At 71.8% G+C, this 22,280-nt stretch carries 27 protein-coding genes; 12 read left to right on the top strand and 15 right to left on the bottom strand.

Going from position 1 to position 22,280, the window contains the following annotated elements:
* Positions 1 to 141: 141 nt before the first annotated feature.
* On the top strand, positions 142 to 1,113 hold the full coding sequence (locus tag ABFX51_RS04650) for an IS481 family transposase (protein ID WP_091517112.1): 972 nt from the start codon (positions 142 to 144) through the stop codon (positions 1,111 to 1,113).
* A 5-nt stretch (positions 1,114 to 1,118) separates the two neighbouring features.
* Here ABFX51_RS04650 and ABFX51_RS04645 read toward each other — a convergent pair whose 3' ends face one another.
* Genes ABFX51_RS04645 through mpaB form a run of 9 tightly spaced genes read right to left on the bottom strand, consistent with a single transcriptional unit; the run spans position 1,119 to position 10,308 of the window.
* A complete protein-coding gene (locus ABFX51_RS04645; RefSeq protein WP_091517111.1) occupies positions 1,119 to 1,805 on the bottom strand; it encodes a hypothetical protein in 687 nt (228 codons plus the stop codon).
* Positions 1,802 to 2,536: a hypothetical protein gene (locus tag ABFX51_RS04640; RefSeq protein ID WP_091517109.1), complete on the bottom strand. Its 735-nt coding sequence runs from the start codon at positions 2,534 to 2,536 to the stop codon at positions 1,802 to 1,804. The genes ABFX51_RS04645 and ABFX51_RS04640 overlap by 4 nt, the downstream gene beginning before the upstream one ends.
* A complete protein-coding gene (locus ABFX51_RS04635; RefSeq protein WP_091517108.1) occupies positions 2,529 to 3,257 on the bottom strand; it encodes an ABC transporter ATP-binding protein in 729 nt (242 codons plus the stop codon). Before ABFX51_RS04635 ends, ABFX51_RS04640 begins: the two co-directional genes overlap by 8 nt.
* Before the next feature lie 7 nt (positions 3,258 to 3,264).
* Positions 3,265 to 4,911: a daptide biosynthesis intramembrane metalloprotease gene (gene mpaP / locus ABFX51_RS04630; RefSeq protein ID WP_143250025.1), complete on the bottom strand. Its 1,647-nt coding sequence runs from the start codon at positions 4,909 to 4,911 to the stop codon at positions 3,265 to 3,267.
* 12 nt (positions 4,912 to 4,923) lie between these two features.
* Positions 4,924 to 6,141 (bottom strand): YcaO-like family protein, encoded by a 1,218-nt coding sequence (locus tag ABFX51_RS04625; RefSeq protein WP_143250024.1) that lies wholly within the window; start codon positions 6,139 to 6,141, stop codon positions 4,924 to 4,926.
* On the bottom strand, positions 6,134 to 7,255 hold the full coding sequence (mpaC, locus tag ABFX51_RS04620; RefSeq protein WP_091517103.1) for a daptide-type RiPP biosynthesis dehydogenase: 1,122 nt from the start codon (positions 7,253 to 7,255) through the stop codon (positions 6,134 to 6,136). The genes ABFX51_RS04625 and mpaC overlap by 8 nt, the downstream gene beginning before the upstream one ends.
* A complete protein-coding gene (gene mpaD / locus ABFX51_RS04615; RefSeq protein WP_091517115.1) occupies positions 7,252 to 8,517 on the bottom strand; it encodes a daptide-type RiPP biosynthesis aminotransferase in 1,266 nt (421 codons plus the stop codon). Before mpaD ends, mpaC begins: the two co-directional genes overlap by 4 nt.
* Positions 8,507 to 9,292 (bottom strand): daptide-type RiPP biosynthesis methyltransferase, encoded by a 786-nt coding sequence (gene mpaM / locus ABFX51_RS04610; RefSeq protein WP_091517102.1) that lies wholly within the window; start codon positions 9,290 to 9,292, stop codon positions 8,507 to 8,509. The genes mpaD and mpaM overlap by 11 nt, the downstream gene beginning before the upstream one ends.
* Positions 9,289 to 10,308 (bottom strand): daptide biosynthesis RiPP recognition protein, encoded by a 1,020-nt coding sequence (mpaB, locus tag ABFX51_RS04605; RefSeq protein WP_143250023.1) that lies wholly within the window; start codon positions 10,306 to 10,308, stop codon positions 9,289 to 9,291. Before mpaB ends, mpaM begins: the two co-directional genes overlap by 4 nt.
* Positions 10,309 to 10,773: 465 nt before the next feature.
* On the opposite strand from mpaB, the gene ABFX51_RS04600 reads away from it, so the two are divergent.
* The 8 genes from ABFX51_RS04600 (at position 10,774) to ABFX51_RS04570 (ending at position 16,390) form a co-directional block, all read left to right on the top strand.
* Positions 10,774 to 10,947, top strand: a complete 174-nt coding sequence (locus ABFX51_RS04600) for a hypothetical protein (protein WP_177229026.1) — start codon at positions 10,774 to 10,776, stop codon at positions 10,945 to 10,947.
* Positions 10,948 to 10,991: 44 nt separating this feature from the next.
* Positions 10,992 to 11,177 (top strand): hypothetical protein, encoded by a 186-nt coding sequence (locus ABFX51_RS04595; protein ID WP_091517099.1) that lies wholly within the window; start codon positions 10,992 to 10,994, stop codon positions 11,175 to 11,177.
* Between the two features lie 107 nt (positions 11,178 to 11,284).
* The gene (locus ABFX51_RS04590; RefSeq protein WP_091517097.1) at positions 11,285 to 11,473 is read left to right on the top strand and encodes a hypothetical protein; all 189 of its coding nucleotides are present in this window, start codon (positions 11,285 to 11,287) and stop codon (positions 11,471 to 11,473) included.
* A 48-nt stretch (positions 11,474 to 11,521) separates the two neighbouring features.
* Positions 11,522 to 12,598, top strand: coding sequence for a class V lanthionine synthetase subunit LxmK (gene lxmK, locus ABFX51_RS04585; RefSeq protein WP_346052401.1), 1,077 nt, complete (start codon positions 11,522 to 11,524; stop codon positions 12,596 to 12,598).
* Positions 12,599 to 12,602: 4 nt separating this feature from the next.
* Positions 12,603 to 13,532 carry a T3SS effector HopA1 family protein gene (locus ABFX51_RS04580; RefSeq protein ID WP_091517094.1) on the top strand — a complete coding sequence of 310 codons (930 nt, stop codon included), beginning with the start codon at positions 12,603 to 12,605 and terminating at the stop codon, positions 13,530 to 13,532.
* A gap of 63 nt (positions 13,533 to 13,595) precedes the next feature.
* The gene (locus ABFX51_RS04575) at positions 13,596 to 14,609 is read left to right on the top strand and encodes an LLM class flavin-dependent oxidoreductase (RefSeq protein WP_091517093.1); all 1,014 of its coding nucleotides are present in this window, start codon (positions 13,596 to 13,598) and stop codon (positions 14,607 to 14,609) included.
* Between the two features lie 465 nt (positions 14,610 to 15,074).
* Positions 15,075 to 15,236 carry an acyltransferase domain-containing protein gene (locus tag ABFX51_RS39570; RefSeq protein WP_143250026.1) on the top strand — a complete coding sequence of 54 codons (162 nt, stop codon included), beginning with the start codon at positions 15,075 to 15,077 and terminating at the stop codon, positions 15,234 to 15,236.
* A gap of 545 nt (positions 15,237 to 15,781) precedes the next feature.
* The gene (locus ABFX51_RS04570) at positions 15,782 to 16,390 is read left to right on the top strand and encodes a TetR/AcrR family transcriptional regulator (protein ID WP_091517090.1); all 609 of its coding nucleotides are present in this window, start codon (positions 15,782 to 15,784) and stop codon (positions 16,388 to 16,390) included.
* Positions 16,391 to 16,482: 92 nt separating this feature from the next.
* On the opposite strand, the gene ABFX51_RS04565 is transcribed toward ABFX51_RS04570, so the two are convergent.
* The 6 genes from ABFX51_RS04565 to ABFX51_RS04540 form a co-directional block, all read right to left on the bottom strand.
* Complete coding sequence (locus ABFX51_RS04565) at positions 16,483 to 17,400, bottom strand: NADP-dependent oxidoreductase (RefSeq protein WP_091517088.1); 918 nt, start codon at positions 17,398 to 17,400, stop codon at positions 16,483 to 16,485.
* Positions 17,401 to 17,444: 44 nt separating this feature from the next.
* Positions 17,445 to 18,143 (bottom strand): FAD-binding oxidoreductase, encoded by a 699-nt coding sequence (locus ABFX51_RS04560; protein ID WP_177229025.1) that lies wholly within the window; start codon positions 18,141 to 18,143, stop codon positions 17,445 to 17,447.
* Positions 18,143 to 18,751, bottom strand: coding sequence for a sulfite oxidase-like oxidoreductase (locus ABFX51_RS04555; RefSeq protein WP_091517085.1), 609 nt, complete (start codon positions 18,749 to 18,751; stop codon positions 18,143 to 18,145). Before ABFX51_RS04555 ends, ABFX51_RS04560 begins: the two co-directional genes overlap by 1 nt.
* Positions 18,752 to 18,780: 29 nt before the next feature.
* Positions 18,781 to 19,215: a DUF5709 domain-containing protein gene (locus ABFX51_RS04550; protein WP_091517083.1), complete on the bottom strand. Its 435-nt coding sequence runs from the start codon at positions 19,213 to 19,215 to the stop codon at positions 18,781 to 18,783.
* Between the two features lie 313 nt (positions 19,216 to 19,528).
* Entirely contained in the window at positions 19,529 to 20,134 is a 606-nt protein-coding gene (locus ABFX51_RS04545; protein WP_245783450.1) for a TetR/AcrR family transcriptional regulator, read from the bottom strand.
* 120 nt (positions 20,135 to 20,254) lie between these two features.
* Entirely contained in the window at positions 20,255 to 20,626 is a 372-nt protein-coding gene (locus ABFX51_RS04540) for a uracil-DNA glycosylase family protein (RefSeq protein WP_091517081.1), read from the bottom strand.
* A gap of 354 nt (positions 20,627 to 20,980) precedes the next feature.
* On the opposite strand from ABFX51_RS04540, the gene ABFX51_RS04535 reads away from it, so the two are divergent.
* The 3 genes from ABFX51_RS04535 (at position 20,981) to ABFX51_RS04525 (ending at position 22,163) form a co-directional block, all read left to right on the top strand.
* Entirely contained in the window at positions 20,981 to 21,304 is a 324-nt protein-coding gene (locus ABFX51_RS04535) for a hypothetical protein (protein WP_143250021.1), read from the top strand.
* A 68-nt stretch (positions 21,305 to 21,372) separates the two neighbouring features.
* Positions 21,373 to 21,738, top strand: coding sequence for a DUF6292 family protein (locus ABFX51_RS04530; RefSeq protein ID WP_346052396.1), 366 nt, complete (start codon positions 21,373 to 21,375; stop codon positions 21,736 to 21,738).
* Positions 21,739 to 21,929: 191 nt separating this feature from the next.
* Positions 21,930 to 22,163 carry a hypothetical protein gene (locus ABFX51_RS04525; RefSeq protein WP_091517078.1) on the top strand — a complete coding sequence of 78 codons (234 nt, stop codon included), beginning with the start codon at positions 21,930 to 21,932 and terminating at the stop codon, positions 22,161 to 22,163.
* Positions 22,164 to 22,280 lie beyond the last annotated feature (117 nt).

Below are 22,280 nucleotides of genomic sequence, written 5' to 3'. Positions count from 1 at the left end.
GAGCCTGCCCGGGCTCGGTGACAGACAACGAGACCTGCACGGAACCCGGGGCGCATCAACGCTGTCCTGATAGAGCGGTGACCTAGTTCTAAAACTGACGGAGGTTGTTGACAGGCTGGGCTCCTGATCAAGGGAGGCCCCATGGCTGAGCGAGTGTGGAGTGAGAAGGACCTGGTCAGGCGCGCCAACCGGCGCCTGGCCGTTCTTCGTCACGCGGAGGAGATCAGTGGCAATGTCGCGGCGACCTGCCGGTATTACGGCATCAGCCGCACCGTGTTCTACCGGTGGAAACACCGCTACGAAGACGAGGGCATCGACGGTCTGAAGGACCGCTCCAGTGCGCCGCTGCACTGCCCGACCATCACTCACCCGCAGGTGGTCGAGAAGATCATCCACCTGCGGCGGCATTATCACTTCGGCCCGCTGAAGATCAGCATGTACCTGCGTCGCTACCACGACCAGGAGATCAGCGCCTCCACGATCTATCGCATCCTCAAACGCCTGGGCATGAGCCGGCTGCCGGCCTCTCAGCGCTACAAGCGCCATCAGCAGCGCTGGAAGCGTTACGAGAAGCAGCGCCCCGGTCACCAGTTGCAGATCGACGTCAAGTTCGTCGAACCGATCACCACCGACGCCGGCCGAAAGAAGCGCTACTACCAGTACACCGCGATCGATGACTGCACACGGCTGCGGATCCTGAAAATTTACCCGCGGTCTGACCAGAAAACCGCGATCCAGTTCCTGGACTATGTGCTGTCCAGGCTGCCGTTTCAGGTCGAGAAGATCCAGACCGACAACGGGGCCGAGTTCCAGTCGGCGTTCCACTGGCACCTGCTCGACCAGGGCATCGGCCACGTCTACATCCGCCCCGCAACCCCACGGCTCAACGGCAAGGTCGAGCGCTCACACCGCATCGACGCTGAGGAGTTCTACCGCCTGCTCGACGGCGTCGTCCTCGGCGACCTCGCGGTGTTCAACGACAAGCTCAAGGAATGGGAGGACTACTACAACTACCACCGCCCTCACGGTGGCCTGGGCGGCCAGACCCCGTATGAGAGGCTCCTACAGAAGACCCAAACCAACACCCAGCCTGTCAACGACCAGCGTCAGTAGCACAACTAGGCCTGCCCCACGTCACGTACGGCCAGAACCTGCCAGGTGCACCCGCCGGCCAGGGCGAGCCACATGAGCAGCACCACCGCCGCGAGCGGGTGCGGCAGCAAACCGGCCGGCACGGCAGACGGCGAGACCAGGGACATCGTCGCACCGAAGGGCAGGGCCTGGCCGAGCACCGGGACGGACTCCAACAGCACCGCGGAACCCACGTGCACCAGGAAGGCCGCCACCGGTGCGAGGAAGTAGTTCCGCACCACCACGCCGAAGCAGAGGCCGAGCACCGCGCTCACCGCCGCCGCCAGCACCGCGTCGGGCAGCGCGGGCAGCAGTTCGTCCGCTCCCGGCGCCCGTCCGCTCACGAGACCGGTCGTGACCGCCGTGCAGACGCCGCCGACCACGCCGATCACCGCACCGCCCAGCGCCGCCACCAGTCCCCTCGCGACCAGCACGGCCCCGCGCCGCCCCAGCAGGATCGAGCGTGCGACGACGCCGTTCCGGTTGTCGGTGCCGAAACGCAGCGTGCCGTAGAGCATCGCGACCATCTCGACCTGTGCCAGCCCCGAAGTCAGATCGCTCGACGTGCCGAGGGCGAGCGCGGCCGCGAGCACGACCGCCATCGCCACGAACCCGAGCAACACGTGATCGGCGGGCAGGCGCATCAGCTCGGCCCGCAGCAGCCGTGCCGTCATCGCAACTCCCTCCTGGCGAAGGCGCGCCACGCCGCGAACGCCGCGACACCCAGCCACAGCAGGGCGACGAGCAGGCTCGGTACGGCGGTCAGGATGCCGGGAAACTCCTGCTGCACGCGCGCGATCCCGGCCAGTGCGGTGTCGGGCAGGAAACGCGCGACGTCCGGCCTGGACAGCACGAGCGGCAGCTCCACGCCGAAGGCGGGCAACAGCGAAACCGCGGCCGCCGCGTAGTAGTTGCGCACGAGCCAGCCGACGGCCACCCCGAGCGGGCCGGCCACCGCGCACGCCGCCACACAGCCGAGGAGCCGTCCCCAGCTCTCCCCGCCCAGTTCGAGCACCTGCCCCCGCCCGTGCAGGGTGTACGCGCTGAAGGCTGCCCACCCCGCGGCGCCGACCACGCCGACCGCGACCCCGCCGGCGACACCCGCCACGAGCTTGGCGACGAACACGTGCGCCCTGCGGTTGAGCAGCACCGCCCTTGCCACGGACCTGTAGTAGTACTCCCTGGTCACCAGGAAACCGCCGAGGAACGTCGCCGCCATCGGGCAGGTGACCAGGAAGACGAGCATGGCCTCCGTCGCACCGGCCGCGTCCGTGCCGGGACGGACGAGTCCCTTGCCGGTGAACAGCCAGGCGCAGAACGGCAGCACCAGCGCGTAGGCGAGCACTGCGGGCATCCACACGCCGCTACGGGCCTTGAGCAGTTCCACCCGCAGTGCCTCACGCATCGCGCACCCGCTCCCCGCCGGTGCTGACCAGCTCGAAGTAGCGGTCCTCCAGATCGTGCGCGCCACCGTCGGTGAGTTCATCCAGCGACCCGGCGAAAACGGTGCGCCCCTTGATGACCACGACCTCGTCGACGGTCTGGGCCAGCTCGGCGAGCTGGTGGCTGGACAGCAGCACCGTGCCGCCGTCGCGGCTGTAGGACCGCAGGAACGTCCGCAGCCAGCGGATGCCCTCCGGGTCGAGCCCGTTGGCGGGTTCGTCGAGCACCAGCAGTTCGGGCTCGCCGATCAACGCGGTGGCCAGCCCCAGCCGCTGCTTCATGCCCGTCGAGTACCTGCCGACCCGCCGCCGCGCCGCGCCGGCCAGTCCGACCTGCTCCAGCACCACGTCCACCCGGCGGCGCGGCACCCCGGCCGCGGTCGCGCAGATCTCCAGGTGCCGCCGCCCGGTGATGCCGGGCTCGAACCCGACGCCGTCCAGGTGCGCGCCCACCCGCCTGGCCGGCGCGTCGAGCTGCCCGTAGAGCTGCCCGAACACCGTGGCCGACCCCGACGTGGGCCGCAGCAGCCCGAGCAGCCCGCGCAGCGAGGTGCTCTTGCCTGCGCCGTTCGGGCCGACCAGCCCGACGATCCGGCCGACGGGCACCTCGAAGCTGAGCCCGCTCACGGCGGTCACCCCGCCGTACCGCTTGGTGAACTCGCGGAACTCCACCGCTGTCGTCATCGTTTCGCTACCCCCCGAAGATGTCCTGCCACACGGATGTCACCTGTTCCCGCACCAGCCACGCGGCGAGCGGCCGGCTGGCTCCGGGCAGCACGGCGCTACCCGTCTCGTCGAAGCCGGTGCCGCGCACGTCCGTCAACGGCACCAGGACCGCGTCGGCCGTGCCCGCCGAGCGGAACGGCAGCAGCGCGCCCGCCGGCACCCGTGCGGGCACCGGCGCCCCGGCACCGACCTCGGCCGTGCCGAGCCGGGTGGTCAACAGCAACCCCTTGCGCTGCAACACGACCGGATCTCCAGCGTGTACCGGGCCGAGGTCCGCCCCGGTGGGCACGACCAGGTGCACACCGTCGGCGTCCCGCACGTATCCGGCACGCACGTTTTCCGGCAACCGGACGAGCCCCAGTGGCAGCGCCAGCACGGCGGCGATCAGCGCCACCGCTCCCGCCATGCGGCCGAGGCGGGCGCCGGCGCGCCTCGCGTCGCGCAGCCCCAGGTACGCGCGCCGGGCGAGCCAGCAGACCAGGAACGCGACCAGTAGCAGCCGGATGACCGAACCGGCCGGGCCGAGGCCACGCAGTTCCTGTCCCCAGCGCCCGATCGCGAGCGTGAGCACGACTGCTGGGAACACCAGGCACAGCAGCCCGTACGGCACCACCCAGCGCCTGCCGGGCAGCCGACGCCGTGACGGCAGGCCGAACAGCAGGCGCGACAACCAGTTCCGCGCGTCGGCCATCGCCTTCTCCCGTAGCAACGGGGTGTCCAAAGCGGACATCAGCGCCAGGTAGCCGTCGAGCTTGACCCACGGGGCGAGGTTCAGCGCGGCGGCGACGAAGGTCGAGAGCGCGAACCCGATCAGCGCCACCCTGCCGTCGCCCGCGGGCAGCGCGAGCGCGAGCAGTGCCGCGACGCTGCCGATTACGGCCTGCGTGGCGACCCCGGCCAGCGCGACGACGACGCGCTGCCGCGGCTTCGCCAGCCGCCAGCCATCGGTGACCTCGCAGAAGCAGGCCGGGGTCAGGTAGAAGAGCATGATGCCGAACCAGCCAGGATTGCCCCGGAAATGGGTCAGCGTCGCGCCGTGCCCGAGTTCGTGCACGACCGTGCTCGCGCCGAGGCCGAGCCAGATCGCCACCACCGCGCCCATCGGCAGCGGTCGCCCCAGCGCCTCGCCGACCGCAGCGTGCTGCACGGCCAGCGCGACCACTCCGGCGGCGAACACGGCGGCCACCGCGAGCGAGACGGCACGGCCGGACAGCCGGATCAGCAAGGGCCGGACCGGCGCCAGCACCTGGGTGGCCCGGACGAGCCGCAACTGCAGCACCGTCCAGGAGTGCGCCACGAACCGGCGCTCCGGCCGGGGTGGCGGCGTGCCAGGCACGTGCAGCAGCCCGAGTCCGCCGAACTTCGTGAGCGCCTCCGTCACGAGCGCCGGAGTCCAGCGTTCGCCCAGTGCCACCGCGAGCGCACCGGCGTCCCGGTCACCGTCCAGTTCGGACAGCAGAGCACCGACGTCGGCGCTGACGCGCAGCGGGTTACCGCCGTGCCGTTCCACGATCCACGGGGCGCCCTCGGCCATCGGCGGGTGCACCACGACCTCCGGCGCGAGCCGGGGTCCGCGCAGGTGTCCCACGGCTGGTGCCCGCACTTCCGTCACAGCTCCCCCAGGTCAGATCAGCGGATGCGGGAACGGGTTCGGCGTCCGGGCACCGGCGCGCACCAGCCGTTCCCGCTGCCAGGTGAACTCGCACCGCTCGTCCATGCGCAGCGCCTGGTACCCGGCGACCACCACCTTCACCGCGTGCCAGCCCATCACCCGGTGCGCTTCGGGCAGCCGCCCGGTCAGGTCGACCACGGCCGGCCTGCCCCCGTCACGGACCACAGTGGACAGCAGGTCCACCGGCTCCGGAGCCGGTGCGCCGGGCGGCACGGGCGGCAGGTCCCGCAGGCGCCGGGCGAGTTCGGCCGCCGCCGGTTCGGTCAGCCACAGCCTGGCCCGGTCGAGGTCGTCGCGGACCACCTCCGGCACGCCCCCGCCCCAGCCCGCGCGGAGCTTGCGCAGGGCGTCCCTGATCTGCAGTGACTCCTGCAGTGCGACCAGCAGCGCCCGTCCCGGATCGGGGTGTGCCTTCGCGCCGACCGCGCCGAGTGACGGCCCGTCCAGGACAGCGGCCAGTACGCAGTGCAGCCCGGGCGGCCCCGGGACACGCAGCAGCCGGGGCCGCAGCCCGTGGTTGAGTGCCCACCGGTGCAGCCGGGCCAGGTGCCGCCAGTCGGCGCCGGGCCGGGCGAGCGCCAGCTCGGCCTCCACGTCGTACTCCTGGAGCGTCAGCTCGGCGGCCCAGGCGATCCCCACTGCGTCCCGCTCGATCAGCTCCAGCATGGCCGCGCGCAACGCGAACTCCTCGCTGGGACCGGCCGCCGCTCCCGACGGCGTCGGGTCGAACCACTCCTCCGCCACCGGGTAGTCCACCAACCCGGCCGGCAGCCACACCGGCTGCCCGGTGTCCAGCCAGCGCCCGCGGTACCAGCGCAGGCGCTCGCCGGCGGCGGCGGGATCGCCCAGGCGGTACCGGGCGAAGTCGAAGGCGTGCTCGCCGAGTTCCGCCGCGGTGGCGGTCCTCGCCTCGGGGCCGTGCTCACGTGGGAAGAGCGCGAACCGTTCCACCGCCTCCCCGGCGGCACGGCTCATCGTGTCCGTCCGGCTCACGCCGTAGGCGCCGACGGTGTGCACGGGGTAGTCCTCCTCCGTGCGGCCGCGGACGGCGAGACCACCGATGTCCACCGCGAGACTCCACAGTGGAGGGTCCGTGACCGGAGGCGGCGACACGCGCCACTGCCGCGCCAGCCCGTTCGCCGGGTCCAGCGTCCTGATGAGGTCAAGCAAGGCAGGCCACCCCCGTCGCCTCGGCGTACAGCCCGGCCACGTCCGCGACGGTGAGCCCGGCCAGCATCGGGAACCGGCCGCCCCAGGAGCGCACGGCGCGCTCCGCGGCGTCCTGGAGCGCCTCGGGCGCCGCTGCCACGGTGTGGTCGATCCGCCAGCGGTCCAGCAGCTCTTCCAGACCGCGCACCGGATCGGGCACGCCGAGCCACCGGCCCAGCCCGGCGAGCCCTGCCGCGTGGCCGTACCGCGTGTCGCCGAGCGAGACGCGGCGCCACACCGCCGGGAGCAGGCACGCGGTGGCAACCATCTTGCGCACCCCGAGCACCGTGGCCAGTTCGTTCGCCAGGTACCAGTGCCGGGCGGCGTAGGGCTCGCGGCCGCTGAGGGCCCAGCCAGTGTGCGTCGCGGCGCTGAGCGTCGCGACGGCCAGACGGGCGTCCGGGCCGACGTCGCCGTCCGCGACGCGGTCGCCCACCGCCACCAGCTCGCGGACCAGCAGGGCGGCCTCGGCGTCGGGCAACCCCCCGCGGTGCTCACTGCCGACCACGGGCCCGGCGACCCGGAGCAGGGCCTCCAGCACGCCCTCCCGGACCAGATGGCCCGGCAGGGTGGCGGTCAGCTCCGGGTCGAGCACCGCGAGGTCCGGCCGCAGCGCCGGAGCGGCGACGATGCGGTGGGAGTCGCCGATGCGTACGCACGCGACCGGGCTGACCTCGGCTCCGGTGCCGACCGTGGTCGGCACGAGCACGCGGCGCACCGGGCTTTTCGCCGGTGCGGACAGGGGAATCGCCCCGGCCCGCGTGCCCCACGTGCCCAGCAGGTCCGCCGCCGCCGGCTGGGCGTGCAGCAGGCAGGCGAGCTTGACCAGGTCGAGCACAGCGCCGCCGCCGATGCCGACGACGAGCCGTGGGGCCCGCTCGGTGAGCAGCCCGGCCACCTCACGCACCGCCGCGAGCCCCGTCCGCCCGGCGTCAACGCGGACCGCGGGCACGTCGAGCGGGACCCTGGCGTCGGCGAGCACGAGCGCCCGGTCGCCGAGCGAGCGGCGGAGTCCGGCCCACGCTCCTGGCCCGGCCTGCACGGTGGTCGGCGTGCCCAGTTGCCGCAGGATCATCCGGCCACCTCGTCCAGCGCACGGATCAGCAGGGTCTCCAGCTCCTCGAAGTCCTCGGCCGTGTAGGTGAGCGCGGGCACGAGCTGGACGCAGTCGGGCCCCGGCTGCACGATCAGCCCGGCCGCCCGCGCGGCAGCCACCACCTCGGCCGACCGCCCCGTCAGCTCGATCGCCCGGAAACAGCCGGTGCCCCGGTGCCCGCGGACCAGTGGATGTGCCGACAGCCGGTCGAGCAGGCCGTCGAGCCGCACGCTGTTCTCCCGCGCTTTCGCGCAGCCGTCCAGCCTGGCCAGCTCCTCGATCGTGGCCAGCACCGCGGCACAGCTGCTCGGGCTGCCGGCCTGGGTCTCCCCGTGCACCAGCACCGAGTCCGCTCGCTCGAACACCTCGCACACGTCGTGGGAGACGACGATCGCCGAGGCGGCGCAGGTGCCGTTGGTCAGGCCCTTCGACGTGATGAGCACGTCGGGCCGCACCGGCCAGGACTGCGACGCGAAGAGTTCGCCGGTGCGGCCGAAGCCGGTGGCGACTTCGTCGGCGACGAGCAGGAAGCCGTGGCGCTCGCGCAGCGGGCCGAGTGCGGCGATCAGCCGTGGCGACACCGGATGCGCACCGGACCCCAGCACGGGTTCGAGCACCACCGCGGCGATCCGGTGGCCCTCCCTCGCCAGCAGCGCGGCCAGTTCCGTCTCGTCCTCGTGGCTGACGTGCCGCACCGCGCGCTGGTCGACGCCGTAGGTCCGCTGCCCGAGATCCTCGCCGGTGAGACCGAAACTGCCGTAGGTCAGCCCGTGGTAGCTGCCCCGGAGCCCGACCACGACCCGGCGCCGCTCGTCCCCGAGCAGCGCTTGGTGGTGCCGGACCAGCTTCATCACCACGTCGTTGGCGGCGCCGCCCGAGGTGGAGAACAGGACGCGGCCGAAGTGGTCCGGACCGCACAGCTCCAGCAGGGCACGTGCCGCCCGCACCGCGAGGCTGTGGCCGCCGCGGAACAACGTCAGGTACGACGCCTCGGCCAGCGACCGGGCCACGGCGTCGGCGATCGCCTGGTTGCCGTAGCCGAGGTTGACGTTCCACAGCCCGCTGGTGGCACACAAAGCCCACCGTCCGTCGGCGAACCGCACGCGGGTGCCCCGCGCACCGACGGCGTGCCGCTCCGGGCTGCCGTACTGGCTCGGCGGGATCAGCGACTCCCACACCGGATAACGCGTCCGCTTCCCGGCGGCAACCGGGGCGGGCCGCACCAGACCGCTACCGGTCATCGCCACCACCCGCGAGCCCGCAGACCAGCTGGACCCGCACCTGCTCACCCGGCGCGCCGCGGTGCACGTCCTGGACCACCATCCCGGCCGCGGCGAGCTCGCGGGCCAGTTCCGCCGAGCCCACCATCGCGACCTCACTGGTGAACAGCGCCCGCGCACCGTCCGGCACCGCTTCGGTGAACAGGCTGGTGGTCCGGACCGCGCGGCGGCCGTCGAAGTGCTGGTGCAGGGTCAGCACCGTGGCGTCGTCGACGAGCACCGTGACCCGCTCCCGCGGGCGCGGCCCGGTGGTCAGCTCACCGGCCAGGTCGAGCACGCTCACGTAGCACCGGCCGCCGGGCGCGAGGTGTGCGGCGATCCGTCGGAACGTCTCCGCCCGCTGCCCGGCGTCGAGCAGGCACACCGACGAGGCGGCCAGCACGATCAGCCCGAACGACCGGTCGAAGGCGAACTCCGCCATGTCGCACTCGACGACGTCGATGCGCTCGTCCCGGATCCGCGACTTGAGCAGGGCCAGCAGCGGGGCCGAGCTGTCCAGCGCCACGACCTCGTGACCACGCGCGGCCAGTGGCAGGGTGAGCCTGCCGGATCCGCAGGCCAGCTCCAGCACGGGACCGGGAGCGCCCTGCGCGAGGCGGAGCACGTCCGGCAACTCCGTGGCGTCGTGGCGGCACATCGCGTCGTAGACCGCGCTGCCTTCGGGGCCGTACAGCGGTCGCGGGCGCAGGCCGTACAGCTCGGCGAGCCGCCCGGCGGTGCCCGGTGGCGCGATCATGCCGCGGCTCCGGTAACGGGCAGCGCGGTACCGGCCAGCTTCCCGGTGAGCACGTCCAGCGCGTCGGCCGTGGTCGCCGCGTCGAGCCCGAGGTGGGTGGCCGCCAGCTCGCAGGCGCGGGCGGGTGAGCCACCGGTGAGGAGCAGCTCGACGAGCTTCGCCGCGTCCGCGCCGACCCGGAAGACCCGCTCCCGCACCAGGTCGCAGACCAGGTGCTCCTCGTCGTTCCACAGCAGCAGCGGCGCGTCCGCCGGCTCGTCGAGCTCCACCGGCAGGCCCGGGGTGAGCCGGTGGCCGAACCCCGACACCGTGTAACCGTGGCGCCCAGCGGCCCGCAGGTCCCGCAGCACCTCGACGGCCCGCAGGTAGCGGGACAACCAGGGCCGCCGGGCACGCTCGCGCCGCAGCACCTCCGGCTCGACGACCTCGGCGAGGCAGGGTTCGTCTCCGGCGTCGAACGGAACCTGCGACGTGACCGTCCCGAGCACGCGACCGCCCGGCGCGGTGCGCACCTCGCCCGACGCGCTGACGTGGAGGCGGTAGGTACCCGGGCACGGGTGCGCGCTGCCGAGTGCGCACTGGTCGGCCAGGAAGACCCCGGGGTGCAGCAGCTGCTCGACGAAGGTGCCCTTCGCCCTGGCCAGGTCGGCGTCCTCCAGGAAACCGGAGTAGTCGGCCGCGCTGCCGATCCGCACGATCGTCGGCCCCGCCACGGCGAGGAATGGCGTGGCCAGGTAGTCCTGGGTGTAGACGAACAGCGTGTCGGCGGCGAGGAACTCGTCACCCGGCTCAGCCAGGCCGCCCTCGTACCCGAGCACGCCCTCCTCGGTCCCCGGGTCGCCGGGGCTGAACACGACGCCTTCCGCGCCTCGCAGCCCCAGCCCGAACTCCAGGTGCCCGGCCGATTCGAGGAACACGACCGGGCCGTGACTGCCCTGCCACGGCACCAGGCCGCTGCTCAGCCGGACCACCGCGGCCAGTGCATCCCGCGCGGCGGTGGTGTCTTGCTCGTTCATGGTTGTCAGGTCCTCCGGATGGTCGGCACGCCACACGGCGGCACGGGTTCCGGCCGCCCCGGTGCTCCCGGTGCGGTGCCCGGCCACGGCGCGTGGCGGAGTTTCAGGCGGGTGCGGCCGACGGCGAAAGGCGGCCGGCAAACGCACGAAGATTTCTCGGCAAGAATCCCCCAATTCAGCTCGCTCACCGTAGGTCCGTTCGGGCAGGCCCGACAACCGGAACTGCCGAGTTGTGATCTAGATCACTTTTCGTCGATCTCGGTTGTTGCCATTTCCGCCGCAAGTTAACGTCTTCCCTCGCTGGGCGGCTGTTCGAGAATCCGCTACGTGCTACTGGGGGCATGGGGGAATTCTCGGCGGAGCGTGGGTGCACACCGCTTCCGCCGGAAATCACGATTCTGAAGTGCCTGCTTTTTCGCGTGGCCCGCCGCCCGCTTTCCACGATCGCGGAAAGGGGGTGAATACATGAACACGACGGAGGAGACCGCCACTGGTCTGGACCTGTCGGTGCAGGAGCTGGAGGTCATGGTCGGCCTCGGCGGCAACTGCGGGGGCAACGTCGACCCGAACGCGTGCGACGCCTCGCTGGGCGGTGCCATCAGCCTCAGCATCGCGGCCAGCGTCATCCTGATCACGTGACCCCGCCGTCCGCAGCACCGGCTCGTCCGGGAGGAGGTGAACACATGCGCGACACGCGGCTCGACCTGTCGGTCAGCGAACTCGGCGCGAACGAGTTGTCCGTGGGCGGGCTCGGCTCGATCGATCTGTCGATCACCGAACTGGAAAGCGTAGCGACGCCGGATCTCTCGAGTTTCCTGCAGAGCGTCTCCGCTTCCGCGGCGGTCAGCAGTCTGATTATCGCGACCTAGTTCGCGGCCGTCGAGGTGCATCCCGGAAACATTTCCGACAATTTGTTTCCGGGGTGCACACCCGAGCGCACATGGTGGCCGCCACGGTAATCCGATAGGATACGGGCATGGCCAACGACAACAAAAATACGAAAAACAAGAACCTCCTCGCATATCTGGTCGTCGCGATCGCGCTGGTTCCCATTGCCATCGCCAGCAGGAGCCTGGCCTGGCTCAGCACCGCACTGCTGGTGGTCGCCGCCGTGGCCATCATCGGGATCGGGGTGCTGTTCGTGCGCAACCGCCCGGGGGACTGACGGGCGGTAACCGGCCGGGGGGAGGTCAGGGGGAAGGGCCGGCACCACGTGCCAACGAGGACGTACGACGGCAGCGGGGTCGACTCGCTGCTCGACCGGCTGGGGCTCGGGGGGTTCGACTGGACCACCGCCGAGGCCACGAGCGGTCGCAACGACAACTGGCTCGGCCGGACGGCCGGGGGCAGGCGGATCTTCGTCAAGACGATCGTGGGCTCCGCCGTCGAGGTGGCCCACTGCGTGCGGCGCACCGCCGCCTTCTACCGGATCCACACCGGCGCGCCGCCGTCCGCGCTGCGCACGACCACACTGCTCGGCCAGGACGAACAGGCCGCGATCCAGGTCTTCGACTGCCTCGACGGCGCCCGCGACGGACGGGAACTCGCCCGTGACGGCGCTTTCGACCAGGAACTGGGGGCGCAGGCCGGAGCGGCGGTGGGCGCGCTGCACGCCGTGCGGCCCGCCAGGCTCGCTGAACTCGAAGAGTCGTTGCCCCCGCTGCCCCGCCAGTACTCGCTGTCGGCTCTGTCCGCGGAGGTGTTCTACGAGGCCAGCGCGGCACAGCTGGAAGCATGGCGGCTGCTGCAGCCGGACCCCGGGGTCACCCGGGCACTGACGGCACTGGAGCGGGAGTCCGAGGAGGCACCGCGCGTGCCAGTGCACGGCGACGTGTGCCTCGACCAGTTCCTGATCGCGGACGGCACGCTGCACCTCATCGACTGGGAGGCGTTCGGGCTGGGTGATCCGGCGCGTGACGTCGGGGACTTCCTCGGCGAGTGGCTGCACCACGTGGTGCTTGGGTTCCTCGGCGACCGGGCGGGGAACGGCTCGGGGCGCGCCGTCCCGGTGCCGACGATCGCGCTCACCCCGAACTGGCGGCCGTGGCGGGCGGCGCGGCCGACGGTGGAGGCGTTCTGGGCTGCCTACCGCACCGCGCAGCCGGTGCTGTCGGCCGGGCTGGCCCCGCGAGCCGTCCGGTACGCCTGCCGGCACCTGCTGTTGCGGATGCTCACCGACGCGCAGTTCCGGCCCCGGCTCGACGGTTCGGGACACACCCTGTTCCGGCTGGCGAAGACGATCCTGGCGGCGCCGGAGCGATTCACGACAATCCTCGGGCTGGAGGGCTGAAGCCGTGGTGAGCACGGAGGTTCCCCTCGGGGACGTGTTGTCACGCGTGCGGGTCGACCCGGCCGCGTGCCGGGCGGTGGTCGCGGACGAGGAGGTCGAGGCGCCGCGGCGGGGCGAGCTGGAACCCAGGCTCGCTGAGCGCATCTACGCAGTGTTCCACGCCGGGCTGTCCACCGATCCCGCCGACAAGGCGCAGCTGAAGCGGGATCGCCCGCTGGAACAGGTGCTGGCCGGGGTGGTTCCGCACGCCCGCACCCCAGTCACCGGCGTCCTGCGGAGGGACGACCGGGACCGCCTGCTGGTGGAGTTGAGCGGCGTGCTGGTGTGGCTGCCGAGGGAGGCGCTCGACGGCGACCCGGTTCCGGCGGACGAACCGGTCCGGTTGCTGCTGCCGCCCGTGCGGCCGTGCCTGTCGCCGGGGTTCCAGTTCGTCACCGGCTCCCGTGCGCCGGATTTCACCGGTCCGCCCCTGCGGGTCTACGTCCACGTCGCCGATCCGGGAAGCGCACCCGGTGTGTGGCGGGCGGTGCTGACCGCGCTGGAGGCGGCGGACGTCGCCTACCAGGCGAAGGTGCTGGCCAGGTCGGGCCAGTACCCGCGCCGGGACGCACTCGTGGTGTACCTGCCCGCGGACCACACCGGCGCGGCCCGGCTCGTGGCGGCCGCGGTGCGGGAGCTGCCGGGGATCGGGCCGGAGACGTCGGTGTTCGCGGAGCGGATCGCACCCGGCGTCGCGACGGCGTGGGAACCCGTGGACACCCGCTTCGGGCTGTCCGGGCTCAGCTTCGGGCAGCACCGCAGCCGCGTGCTCGCCAAGGCGCTCCTCGACGCCGCCGAGACCGGGCAGCCTCCGGAGGAGGCCATTGTGCCCGCGTTCCGCGCCGCGCGGATCGACCCCGCCAACCCGGCCAGGAACCTCGGCCAGGACGGCTGAACCAGGCTCGCCCGTCGTCGCGACACCACACGCCACCACCGGACCGACCAGAACGGCTGACCCATGCCCCAGTTTTCCGTGCACGTGCCCTACCTGCCCGCGCGGGTCGAGCAGATCGCGCCCGTGGCCGAACTCGTGCGCCGCTCCTCCGGCGCGCGGCTGTGGCTCGGCCAGTCGCTCACGCTCGAACCGCACCAGTTGCTCGCCTACTGTGCTGGACTGGGCATCAGGGTGCCGGTGGGCACGAGTGTCACGCTGATGCCGCTGCGCCACCCGTACGAGGCGGCGCTGCAGGCGCGGTCGCTCGCCCTGCTCACCGGTCATCCCCTGGTCGCCGGGTACGGTCCGGGACCCGCCGCGTTCCAGCAGGCCCTGCTCGGGTCGCGTTACCGCAGTCCGCTCACCGCCGTGCGGGAGTACCTGATGGCGGTGCGCGGCCTACTCGCGGGTGAACTGGTCGTCCTCGACGGCGAGTACGTGACACTGGGCAACTCGCTGCCGCCGATGCCGCACCCGCCCGTCTCGCTGGGGGTGGGGGTGCTGCGCCCGGCGATGGCGCGGCTGGCCGGGCAGCTGGCCGACGTGGCGATCACGTGGCTGTGCCCACCGGGGTACCTGAAGGACGTCCTCGTGCCGGAGATCCGCCGGGCGGCGGAGGAGGCCGGCCGTCCCGCGCCGCACGTGGTTTCGGTGGCGCACCTGGCCGAACGCAAGCCGCGGCGGGATCCGGTGGCGCTCGCGCTGTCCGTGTGCGGCGCCCATCTGGTCTCGCCGCACTACGTGGACATGCTCAATCGCGCCGGGGTCCCGGTGTCGGCCGACGACCCTGCGGCGGGCGCCCGTGCTCTCGTCGACGGCGGGGTGTTCCTCAGCGGCAGCGTGCCCGAACTGGTCGAAGGCCTGGACGCGTACCGGACCGCGGGGGTGGACGAGGTGGTGCTCAACCTCAGTGCCGTGGGCCAGGACCGCGGCGGGCTGGTCGCGGTGCGGGAGCTGGAGTTCCTCCTGTCCGCACTGGCGATGGGCGTTTCTCCGCATCGCCGGGCCTCACCAGGTCTTCAGGCAGGGGCGATGTGACCCGCTTGACGGCTGGGCTTCTTCCTCGCGGAACCGCCATGGGCGAGCGAACGGCCAGCGTCCGATGACGTTCTCGAACTCCTGTGCCGAGCCGGGCTGACCGTGTGTCAGCACCAGGGGAAGCTTCGCACCTGGGTGGCACAGCCGGTGGTCCGCGCGAGAACCGGTCTCGTCCGATGCCAGCAATGCCAGGACATCGGACCCGTGCTCTCCGTAGCCCCCGGCCAGCTACCCGAAGACTGGGCCGACCGCCGGAACTCCTGACCTCGACCCGCGCACCGGCGTCGGCCGAAACGGGCTACACCAGCGCGGAGATCGGCGGCGCGCTGGCGCGCGGCCGCGCGAAACTGGAGGCCGGGCGGTCGTGCTCGGCAGCGGTGACGAGCTGGTGACCGGACTCAAGATGTCGGCGGGTGAAGAGCCGGCGCTCAGGTCCTCACGGGTGAGGCCGTTCGGGCGCCCTTCCTGTTCTCCGGACAGGGATCGCAGTGGGCGGGCATGGGCAAGGAGCTGTACGAGGGATCGGCGGACTTCGCGGCCGCCTTCGACCGCGTTGTACGCGACCGGCTCGGCGACGACCTTGCTGCAGGTGCGGAGTCACCGAGGCCGTCACCACGCCACCGGTGACGGGTTCCGTGGCGCGAACGGCCTGATCGGACACCACGGCCTCGACCCCGAGCGACCGCGGCGACGCGGCGATCCGGGCGACGTCGTCCGGATCGCCGACCCCGGTGTCGAGACCGACCAGCCGTCGTGTCGGCGCCTCCACGAGCCGCAGTTGCGCACCACCGTCGGTGGTCTCGAGCCATCCGCCCGAGCTCGAACGGAGACCGAACTCCTCGTAGTACGCCGTCGTGGCCGAGACGTCCGGAACCCCGATGGTGACGAGGTTCATCCGGTGTAGTGGCATCAAGTCTTCTGTGCTCGTGAACAGTCAGTGCAGTCGGGTCTCGTGACGTGGCACGGCGACGCTTGGTGAACACCGCGGGCTCGGGCGGAGCCGCGGTACCGCTCTCGTTCGCGTGCTCGAAGCAGTTCAATCCGATGGTCAAGACCTTTCCCGGACCGGGGACCAGACCACGGCACCGCAACCCTCAATTAGGGACTATACGGTCCATTTTTGGCCGGGGCTGGTGCATCCGGCCAGAGTCCGAACGACTACTGTGCGAGCCATGACGGCCGACTGGAACGACGGACCCGACCCGCGTCTGGACCCCTCGGAGCCGGATTCCCGTGCACGCGTCGTGGCCGCAGCGACCGCCCTGCTCGTGCGCCACGGCGTCAGCTCGCTCAGTTCGGCGCACATCCAAGCCGCCGCCGGGGTGAGCCGGGCGGAACTCGAGCAGTTGTTCCCCGACCCCGACGCGATCACGGAAGCGATCGTGTCGGCCCAGCTGGACGCCGTACTCCAGGCTCAGCGTCCGCGCCTGGACGCGGTTCAGTGCCTCGACGACCTGGAACAGTGGCTGTTCGATCCGCCCACGCCGGCGGCCGGCCGCGCGCTCGGTTCTCTGATCCACCTCCTCGCCGACCGCCACGATCGGGGGCACCGCGCGCTCGCCAAGGCGTTCTCCCAGTGGAAGACGTTGCTGGCCTCGGCCTTGTCGCGCCTGCAGGCCACCGGTGAACTCAACCGGGGCGCGGACCCCGAGAAACTCGCCATCGGCCTCATCGCCGCCCTGCAAGGAGGTCACCTGCTGGCGCACCTCACCCAGGACGCCGACCAATTGCGTGCGACGCTGGCGATGGCGTTCGACCAGGTTCGCGCCCACGCACCGTAATGGACGATATGGTCCATGTCCGCCGGGTCGCGTCGACACGCAAACGGTGACGCGACTCCGCCTCTCACCCAGGTTCCGCCGGAGCCGGCCCCCTACGGACGAACGCGGATGATCGTCTTGCCGTTGACCCGCTCCGCCGGGTTGAAGGCGGCGACGGCGTCCTCGATCGCCGCGACCTTTCCGATGTTCGGCCCCAACCGGCCCTCGCGGACCCGCCGGACGATCTCGCCCAACTGACCGCGGTCCGCTTCGACGACGAAGTCGACCGCCAAGCCGTCGGCCGGCCGCGCCTCCGGCGGGCCGGCGATCGTCACCAGCGTTCCCCCGGCCCGGACCAGGCCCGCGGAACGCTTCTGGATGTCCCCGCCGAAGACGTCGAAGACCAGGTCTACTCCGCCGACCTCGTCCAGCGAGTCGTGTTCGAGGTCGACGAACTCCCGCGCCCCGAAGCCGAACGCCGCTTGACGGTCGGCCGCGCGCCCGGTGCCGATGACGTACGCGCCCGCCTCGCGCGCGAGCTGCGCGACCATCGAACCGACCCCGCCGGCCACCCCGTGCACCAGGACGCTCTGCCCCGCCTCGGCGCGGCCGTGTAGGAACAGCCCCTGCCACGCCGTCAGACCCGAGATCGGCAGGCTCGCCCCGACCGTGAAGTCCACGTCACCCGGCAACGGCGCCAGGTTCCGCGCCTCGACGGCCGCGTACTCCGCCAACGTGCCGTCACGGGTCCAGTCGGTCAGCCCGAATACCCGCTGCCCCACCGACAACCCCCGCGTGCCGTACCCGAGCGCGCTGACCACGCCGGCCAGCTCGTGCCCGGGCACCGACGGCGTCCGGTCCCTGCCGAGCCGATCGACCCACGCCGAGGGCCACGTCAGCTCACCCGGGGTGAAACCCGACGCGTGCACCTCGACGAGGACGTCGTTGCCCGCCGCCTCCGGTCGCGGCCGCTCCGCCACCGTCATCCCGGCCGTTCCCGCAGCCCGGTCCGTCACCACGATCGCCTTCATCCGGCACCTTCCTGCCTCGATCGGTCTCAGCCACGACGACCGGCTCAGCCGGTCGGCCCGAACCGGCTCACGCGGATCCGCTTCGCCTCGACTCCGACGTCGGCGAGCAGACCGGTCGCCGCGTCGCAGAACCCTTGCGAACCGCAGACGTAGACGTCGCGGTCAGCCTCGGCCAGCGGCCGGAGGTCACCGGCCGTCAGACGGCCCGCAGGCCGGGAAGCACCCGCGGAGTTCTGGCGGGTGTAGACGACGGTGGTCTCCGGACCGGTGATTTCGTCCGCGTAGTAAAGGTCTTCGGGTGATCGAACGGACACGACCAGCCGCATCAGGCCGGCGCGGCCCGAACCCCGGGCCAGCCGCAGCATGGACATGAGCGGGACGACCCCGGAGCCCCCGGCGACGCCCAGGATCGGCGCGATGCCGTCCCAGGAGAAGAACCTGCCGATGGGGCCACGAACCTGCAACGTGTCACCGACTTCGACCACGTCGTGCAGGAACGCCGACACCTCACCGTCCGGCAGCTTCTCGACCGTGAGCTCGATGTGCTCGCCGCCGGGCGCACTGGCAACCGAGTAGTCCCGCTGGGCGTGGTAGCCGTCCGGGGCGGTCAGCCGGACGACGTAGAACTGTCCGGCCCGGTGCGTCCGGGGTTCCGCAAGCCGCAGCCGGAACGTCTTCGCGTGCGGGGTCTCCTCGCCGATCGCGGTCACGACGCCGGTCTGCCAGGACGACGCCGTGGCCATCAGTCGCCCTGGTAACGCTGCTCGAGCCACGGGTCGCCGTGGTCGTGGTAGCCGTTGCGTTCCCAGAAGCCCTGCTGGTCCTCGGCCAGGAACTTCAGCCCGGACACCCATTTCGCGCTCTTCCAGAAGTACAGGTGCGGCACCAGCAGCCGGGCCGGGCCGCCGTGGACGTCCTCCAGCGGTGCGCCGTCGACGTCCCACACCACCCAGGCCCGGCCGTCGACCACGTCCTCGATCGGCAGGTTCGTGGTGTAACCGGTGTGCGACCGCGCCAGGACGTAGGCCGCGTCGTCGCGCACACCGGTGACGTCGAGCAGGGTGTCGATGGAGACGCCGTCGAACGTCATGCCGAACTTGGACCACGTCGTCACGCAGTGGATCGCGCCTTCGTACCGGTCGCCCGGGAGCGCGTGGATCTCGTCCCACGTCCAGGTGGTCGGCGTGTCCACGAGGCCGTCGATGGTGAAGGTCCACGTCGCAGTGTCGATCGACGGCGTCGCTTCCGCGTGCAGGACCGGCCAGCTGTTGCCCGCGTCGTACTGCCCGGGTGGCAGCCGGGGGTCCTGGCCCGCGCGCCCGCGCCCGGCGAAGCCTCTGGTGATCACCATCTGTCTCTGCCTTTCCGGTGTTTCGGCGGTCATTCGCCGACGATGTGGACGGCCGCTTCTTCGGCGGACTGCGCGGCACCGTCCAACCCCACGTCGGAGGCGAACAGGTAGGGGTACACCTCGTCCGCGCCCGGGTCCTCGACCAGCCGCCCGGCCCGCACCACGCCGACCTGGTCGTCGTACAGTTCGCCGTCGGTGTCGGACGCGTCACCGAGTCCGTCACCCTGGTCCACGTCGGCGAAGACGTCGGGCAGCTCTTCGGCGAGCCGTTTGCCGAGTTCTTCGTGGCCGGCGGCCTCCCGCGCCGTGGTGCCCCAGTCGAAGACCGCGATGGGGCGGTCCGGCGGCGAGTAGCCCTCGTCCAGCACGTCCGCCACGCCGCGGTCCACGAGGCTGTCCTCGGGTTCCAGCAGACCGTTGTCCAGGTCGAAACCGCCGTCGTACTCGTCGGAGTCGTCACTCATGGGGTTCTCGCATTCGATCCGGCGCCTCGTATCCGGCAACCCTAGCCTGCGTGGACTATTTAGTCCACCATTGAGAGTATTCGGCGAGGTCAGACAGCAGCGCACTGACAGCCACGATCTGCTTGATCGGGCTTGGACGATACAGTCCACTGAGGTGGACGCGTTCGACTCCGGAGCGGGCGACGTCCGGTTTCAGGTCTTGCCGCCCGGCGCGTTCGGCGGGCACGGCGACGTGCGCAATCCTGCGGGCCCGTCGCGACCGGCACCATGGTGCGCTCCGCGGCCCGACGTAGTTCCCGCCGTGGGGCGGAGTTCAGGGCTGGTAGCTCCGGATGTGGTCGATGGCCATGTCGAGCGCAATGCGCATCGGCTTGACGTCGTGCTCCGTCTGCGCGAGCAGATACCCGCCCTGCAGGGCACCCAGCAGGCCGATGGCGAGCCGTTCGGGGTCGGCGTCGGGCCGCAGCTTGCCGGAGTCCCGCATCCGCCGCAGGCCCTCGGCGAGCAGGCCGCGCCAGGTCTCGAAATGGCCAGCCAGCGCCGACCGCGCCCGCTCGTTCTGGTCCGAGAGCTCGCTCGCGAGCGAGCCCAGGCGGCAACCGTAGGCCCCGTTGCGCAGTGCGCTGCGCTGGACGATCGCGTCCCGCCAGCGCTCCAGCCCACGGATCGAGTTGAGCCGCCGCAGCTGCTCCCCCTGGGCGGTCAGCACCTCTTCGGCCTGGTACTCGATCACGTCCTGGACCAAGGCGTCCTTGTCGGGGTAGTGGTGGTAGAGCTGCGACTTGCTGGTGCTGCTCGCCGCGCGGACGTCGTCGAGCGTGGTGGCGGCCACCCCTTTCACCGTCATCAGGTCGACAGCGGCCCGCAGGATGCGCGCGCGGGTCGCCTCACCACGCGCCGTCCGCCGGACCGGCCTCACAGAACTCTCCGGTTCCACCACGGCACCACAGTATCGCACCGGCGCCGATCGGGCGCCGAGCCCAGGTCGGGGGCCCGTGCGCAGCGGAAGACGGACCTTCCAGACCACTTCCCCGGCTGGCTACCCGTGGCCCAGCGCGAGCGGAACCCGGCGGGCCGACGCGAGGACCACCTCGGCCTCGAACCACGTGTTCCTGGCCGCGAGGTAGCACCGCTGCGCGTACGCCCCGATGAGCACGCGGAGGGCGACGCCGGGCATCCCGGCCAGGATCCGGGGGTGCCACCGCGGCGCGAAGTGCCGGCGCGGCGGCAGGTCGCCCGTCCTGCCCTTACCCGGGAGGTAGAAGTCCATCGGCGCGATGGCGAACAGCCCGGGATCGTAGAACTCCTCGTCGCGGACACCGAGCCACGAGCGAAACCGGACGCCGCTCGCGTCGCCCCACGGGATCCCGCTCCCCTGGGGCTGCCACCCCGGCGCCTGGCCGGTGTTCACGACTCGCGCGACGGCGACCTGGCCCACACGGGCCGGTAGCCGATGTCCCGGGCCCACGCGTTGGCGGGGTCCGCCGTCAGCTCGTCGATGACCGCGCGCAAAACGTCTGCCAACTGCACTCCGGGTTCCGTCGTCGGGAAGCTCGGGGGCACCTCGCCCGAGCCGAGCCGGACTATACCTCAAACTGGACTATATCGTCCATTCAGGCGGTCAGCCCACCCGGACGTCCACTTCGTCCGGTCGTGGACCGGATCGCGCGCTGATGTGCCCCGCCGAATCCTTGCGGCAGCGGTAAGAGGCGGGCGCCGGCGGCCACCAACTAGCCATCACCCGCAGGGAGGGGACAACGTGCTCGTGAGCTTGCCCAAGGAGCCCTTCAAGATCGCGGTCGCCGACGGCTCGATCGCCATCCTGGTCACCGGCCGCCTCACCGCGCCGTCCGCCGTCGAGCGGCTCTGCGCCGAGCTCGACTTCGCGACGGCCGTCTGCCGCGGGATCGTCACCGTCGACCTGACCGGCTGCACCGGACTCGGCCCGTACGCGGCACTGGCCCTCCGGAAGCACCACGACGCGGCTCGCACCGCGCAGTACCGCTACCGGTTCCGGATCGTCGCCTGCCCGTCGTCGCTGATCGCCGCGTGGGGTGTCCCGCTCGACAGATCGACGTCACGCCGGTGATCTCCCGGACCAACGGGCACGAGCGCGAACTCGTCCTCCATCATCGTCTTCCGGCCTACCTCGCGGCGGTGAGCACCGCCGTGGGCGTGGGCGTGGAATCCTGCGCGGCCGATTTCGGCAACCCCGCGTCCGCCTACATCGCGCTGGACACGCGACTACCGCGGTATCCGGGCCGGGACGTCGCCCTGCTCTGGGACGAACGGCACGGCTGGGCGGCCGTGGTCGAGCACGACTCCGGGCAGGACCTGCTCGTGGTCGCCTACCTCGGCGGCGAACTGGTGCCCGGCCCGCAGCGCCTGGCCCGGTTCCTCGCCGCCGTGTGGCGCGGCGACGTTCCCGCCGTGCCGGTCGCGCCGGTGCTCCACGACGGCGAAGCGGTGCTGCTGGACGGGCTGCGGCGCTACCGGCCCGACGATTGGCAGTGGCCCCGGTGAGTGGCGATGTCAGCCGGGTCGCCTCTTCCGCCCGGGCCCGCTGACGGGCCCCTCGCCGGTGAGCCGCGCGTGGCGCTGTGTCCTCGGCATTTTCGCCTCCTTCTCGTGAGCCGGGTGGTCCGGTGCGTAAGAACCGCGGAAGATCAGGTGCTAACGTCCAAGACCGCGGCTCGAAACCCTCGAGGTAAGGCATGAGCGACTGGGACGCACTGAACGAGTTCCTCCGGATCGATCCGCGGGACATCGGGTGCGACCTCGCCCTCGACGGACTCCCCGCCTACGCCGAGCTGACCGCCGCCGGTGGGCACCCCGAAGAGGTTTTCCCCGGGCTGGCCGCGCACCTGAAGTCGTGCCGGGCCTGCTCGTGTGATCACGAAGCCCTGGTGCGCGCGATCCGCGAGTTCGGCGGCGACGACCTCGGCTGACCGGTCGAGGTCACTGCTCGCTCGCGTTGTCCGTCGAGTGGTCTCCCGGGATCACCGCTTCGGTCAGCAGCTGGGACGGCGCCTTGGCGCCCTCGTGCGCCTTCGGCTTACCGGTGA

Source organism: Amycolatopsis dongchuanensis (assembly GCF_039542405.1).
GTDB lineage: Bacteria > Actinomycetota > Actinomycetes > Mycobacteriales > Pseudonocardiaceae > Amycolatopsis_E > Amycolatopsis_E sacchari.
Note: the sequence above shows the minus strand (reverse complement) of the source record. Positions and strands in the feature narration are given on the sequence as shown.

Excerpts from the sequence above, each read along its gene's own strand:
- ABFX51_RS04650 (WP_091517112.1), top strand. The coding sequence starts at position 142 with ATGGCTGAGCGAGTGTGGAGTGAGAAGGACCTGGTCAGGCGCGCCAAC.
- ABFX51_RS04645 (WP_091517111.1), bottom strand. The coding sequence starts at position 1,805 with ATGACGGCACGGCTGCTGCGGGCCGAGCTGATGCGCCTGCCCGCCGAT.
- ABFX51_RS04640 (WP_091517109.1), bottom strand. The coding sequence starts at position 2,536 with ATGCGTGAGGCACTGCGGGTGGAACTGCTCAAGGCCCGTAGCGGCGTG.
- ABFX51_RS04635 (WP_091517108.1), bottom strand. The coding sequence starts at position 3,257 with ATGACGACAGCGGTGGAGTTCCGCGAGTTCACCAAGCGGTACGGCGGG.
- mpaC (WP_091517103.1), bottom strand. The coding sequence starts at position 7,255 with ATGATCCTGCGGCAACTGGGCACGCCGACCACCGTGCAGGCCGGGCCA.
- mpaD (WP_091517115.1), bottom strand. The coding sequence starts at position 8,517 with ATGACCGGTAGCGGTCTGGTGCGGCCCGCCCCGGTTGCCGCCGGGAAG.
- mpaM (WP_091517102.1), bottom strand. The coding sequence starts at position 9,292 with ATGATCGCGCCACCGGGCACCGCCGGGCGGCTCGCCGAGCTGTACGGC.
- mpaB (WP_143250023.1), bottom strand. The coding sequence starts at position 10,308 with ATGAACGAGCAAGACACCACCGCCGCGCGGGATGCACTGGCCGCGGTG.
- ABFX51_RS04600 (WP_177229026.1), top strand. The coding sequence starts at position 10,774 with ATGAACACGACGGAGGAGACCGCCACTGGTCTGGACCTGTCGGTGCAG.
- ABFX51_RS04595 (WP_091517099.1), top strand. The coding sequence starts at position 10,992 with ATGCGCGACACGCGGCTCGACCTGTCGGTCAGCGAACTCGGCGCGAAC.
- ABFX51_RS04590 (WP_091517097.1), top strand. The coding sequence starts at position 11,285 with ATGGCCAACGACAACAAAAATACGAAAAACAAGAACCTCCTCGCATAT.
- ABFX51_RS04575 (WP_091517093.1), top strand. The coding sequence starts at position 13,596 with ATGCCCCAGTTTTCCGTGCACGTGCCCTACCTGCCCGCGCGGGTCGAG.
- ABFX51_RS04570 (WP_091517090.1), top strand. The coding sequence starts at position 15,782 with ATGACGGCCGACTGGAACGACGGACCCGACCCGCGTCTGGACCCCTCG.
- ABFX51_RS04565 (WP_091517088.1), bottom strand. The coding sequence starts at position 17,400 with ATGAAGGCGATCGTGGTGACGGACCGGGCTGCGGGAACGGCCGGGATG.
- ABFX51_RS04560 (WP_177229025.1), bottom strand. The coding sequence starts at position 18,143 with ATGGCCACGGCGTCGTCCTGGCAGACCGGCGTCGTGACCGCGATCGGC.
- ABFX51_RS04555 (WP_091517085.1), bottom strand. The coding sequence starts at position 18,751 with ATGGTGATCACCAGAGGCTTCGCCGGGCGCGGGCGCGCGGGCCAGGAC.
- ABFX51_RS04550 (WP_091517083.1), bottom strand. The coding sequence starts at position 19,215 with ATGAGTGACGACTCCGACGAGTACGACGGCGGTTTCGACCTGGACAAC.
- ABFX51_RS04525 (WP_091517078.1), top strand. The coding sequence starts at position 21,930 with ATGAGCGACTGGGACGCACTGAACGAGTTCCTCCGGATCGATCCGCGG.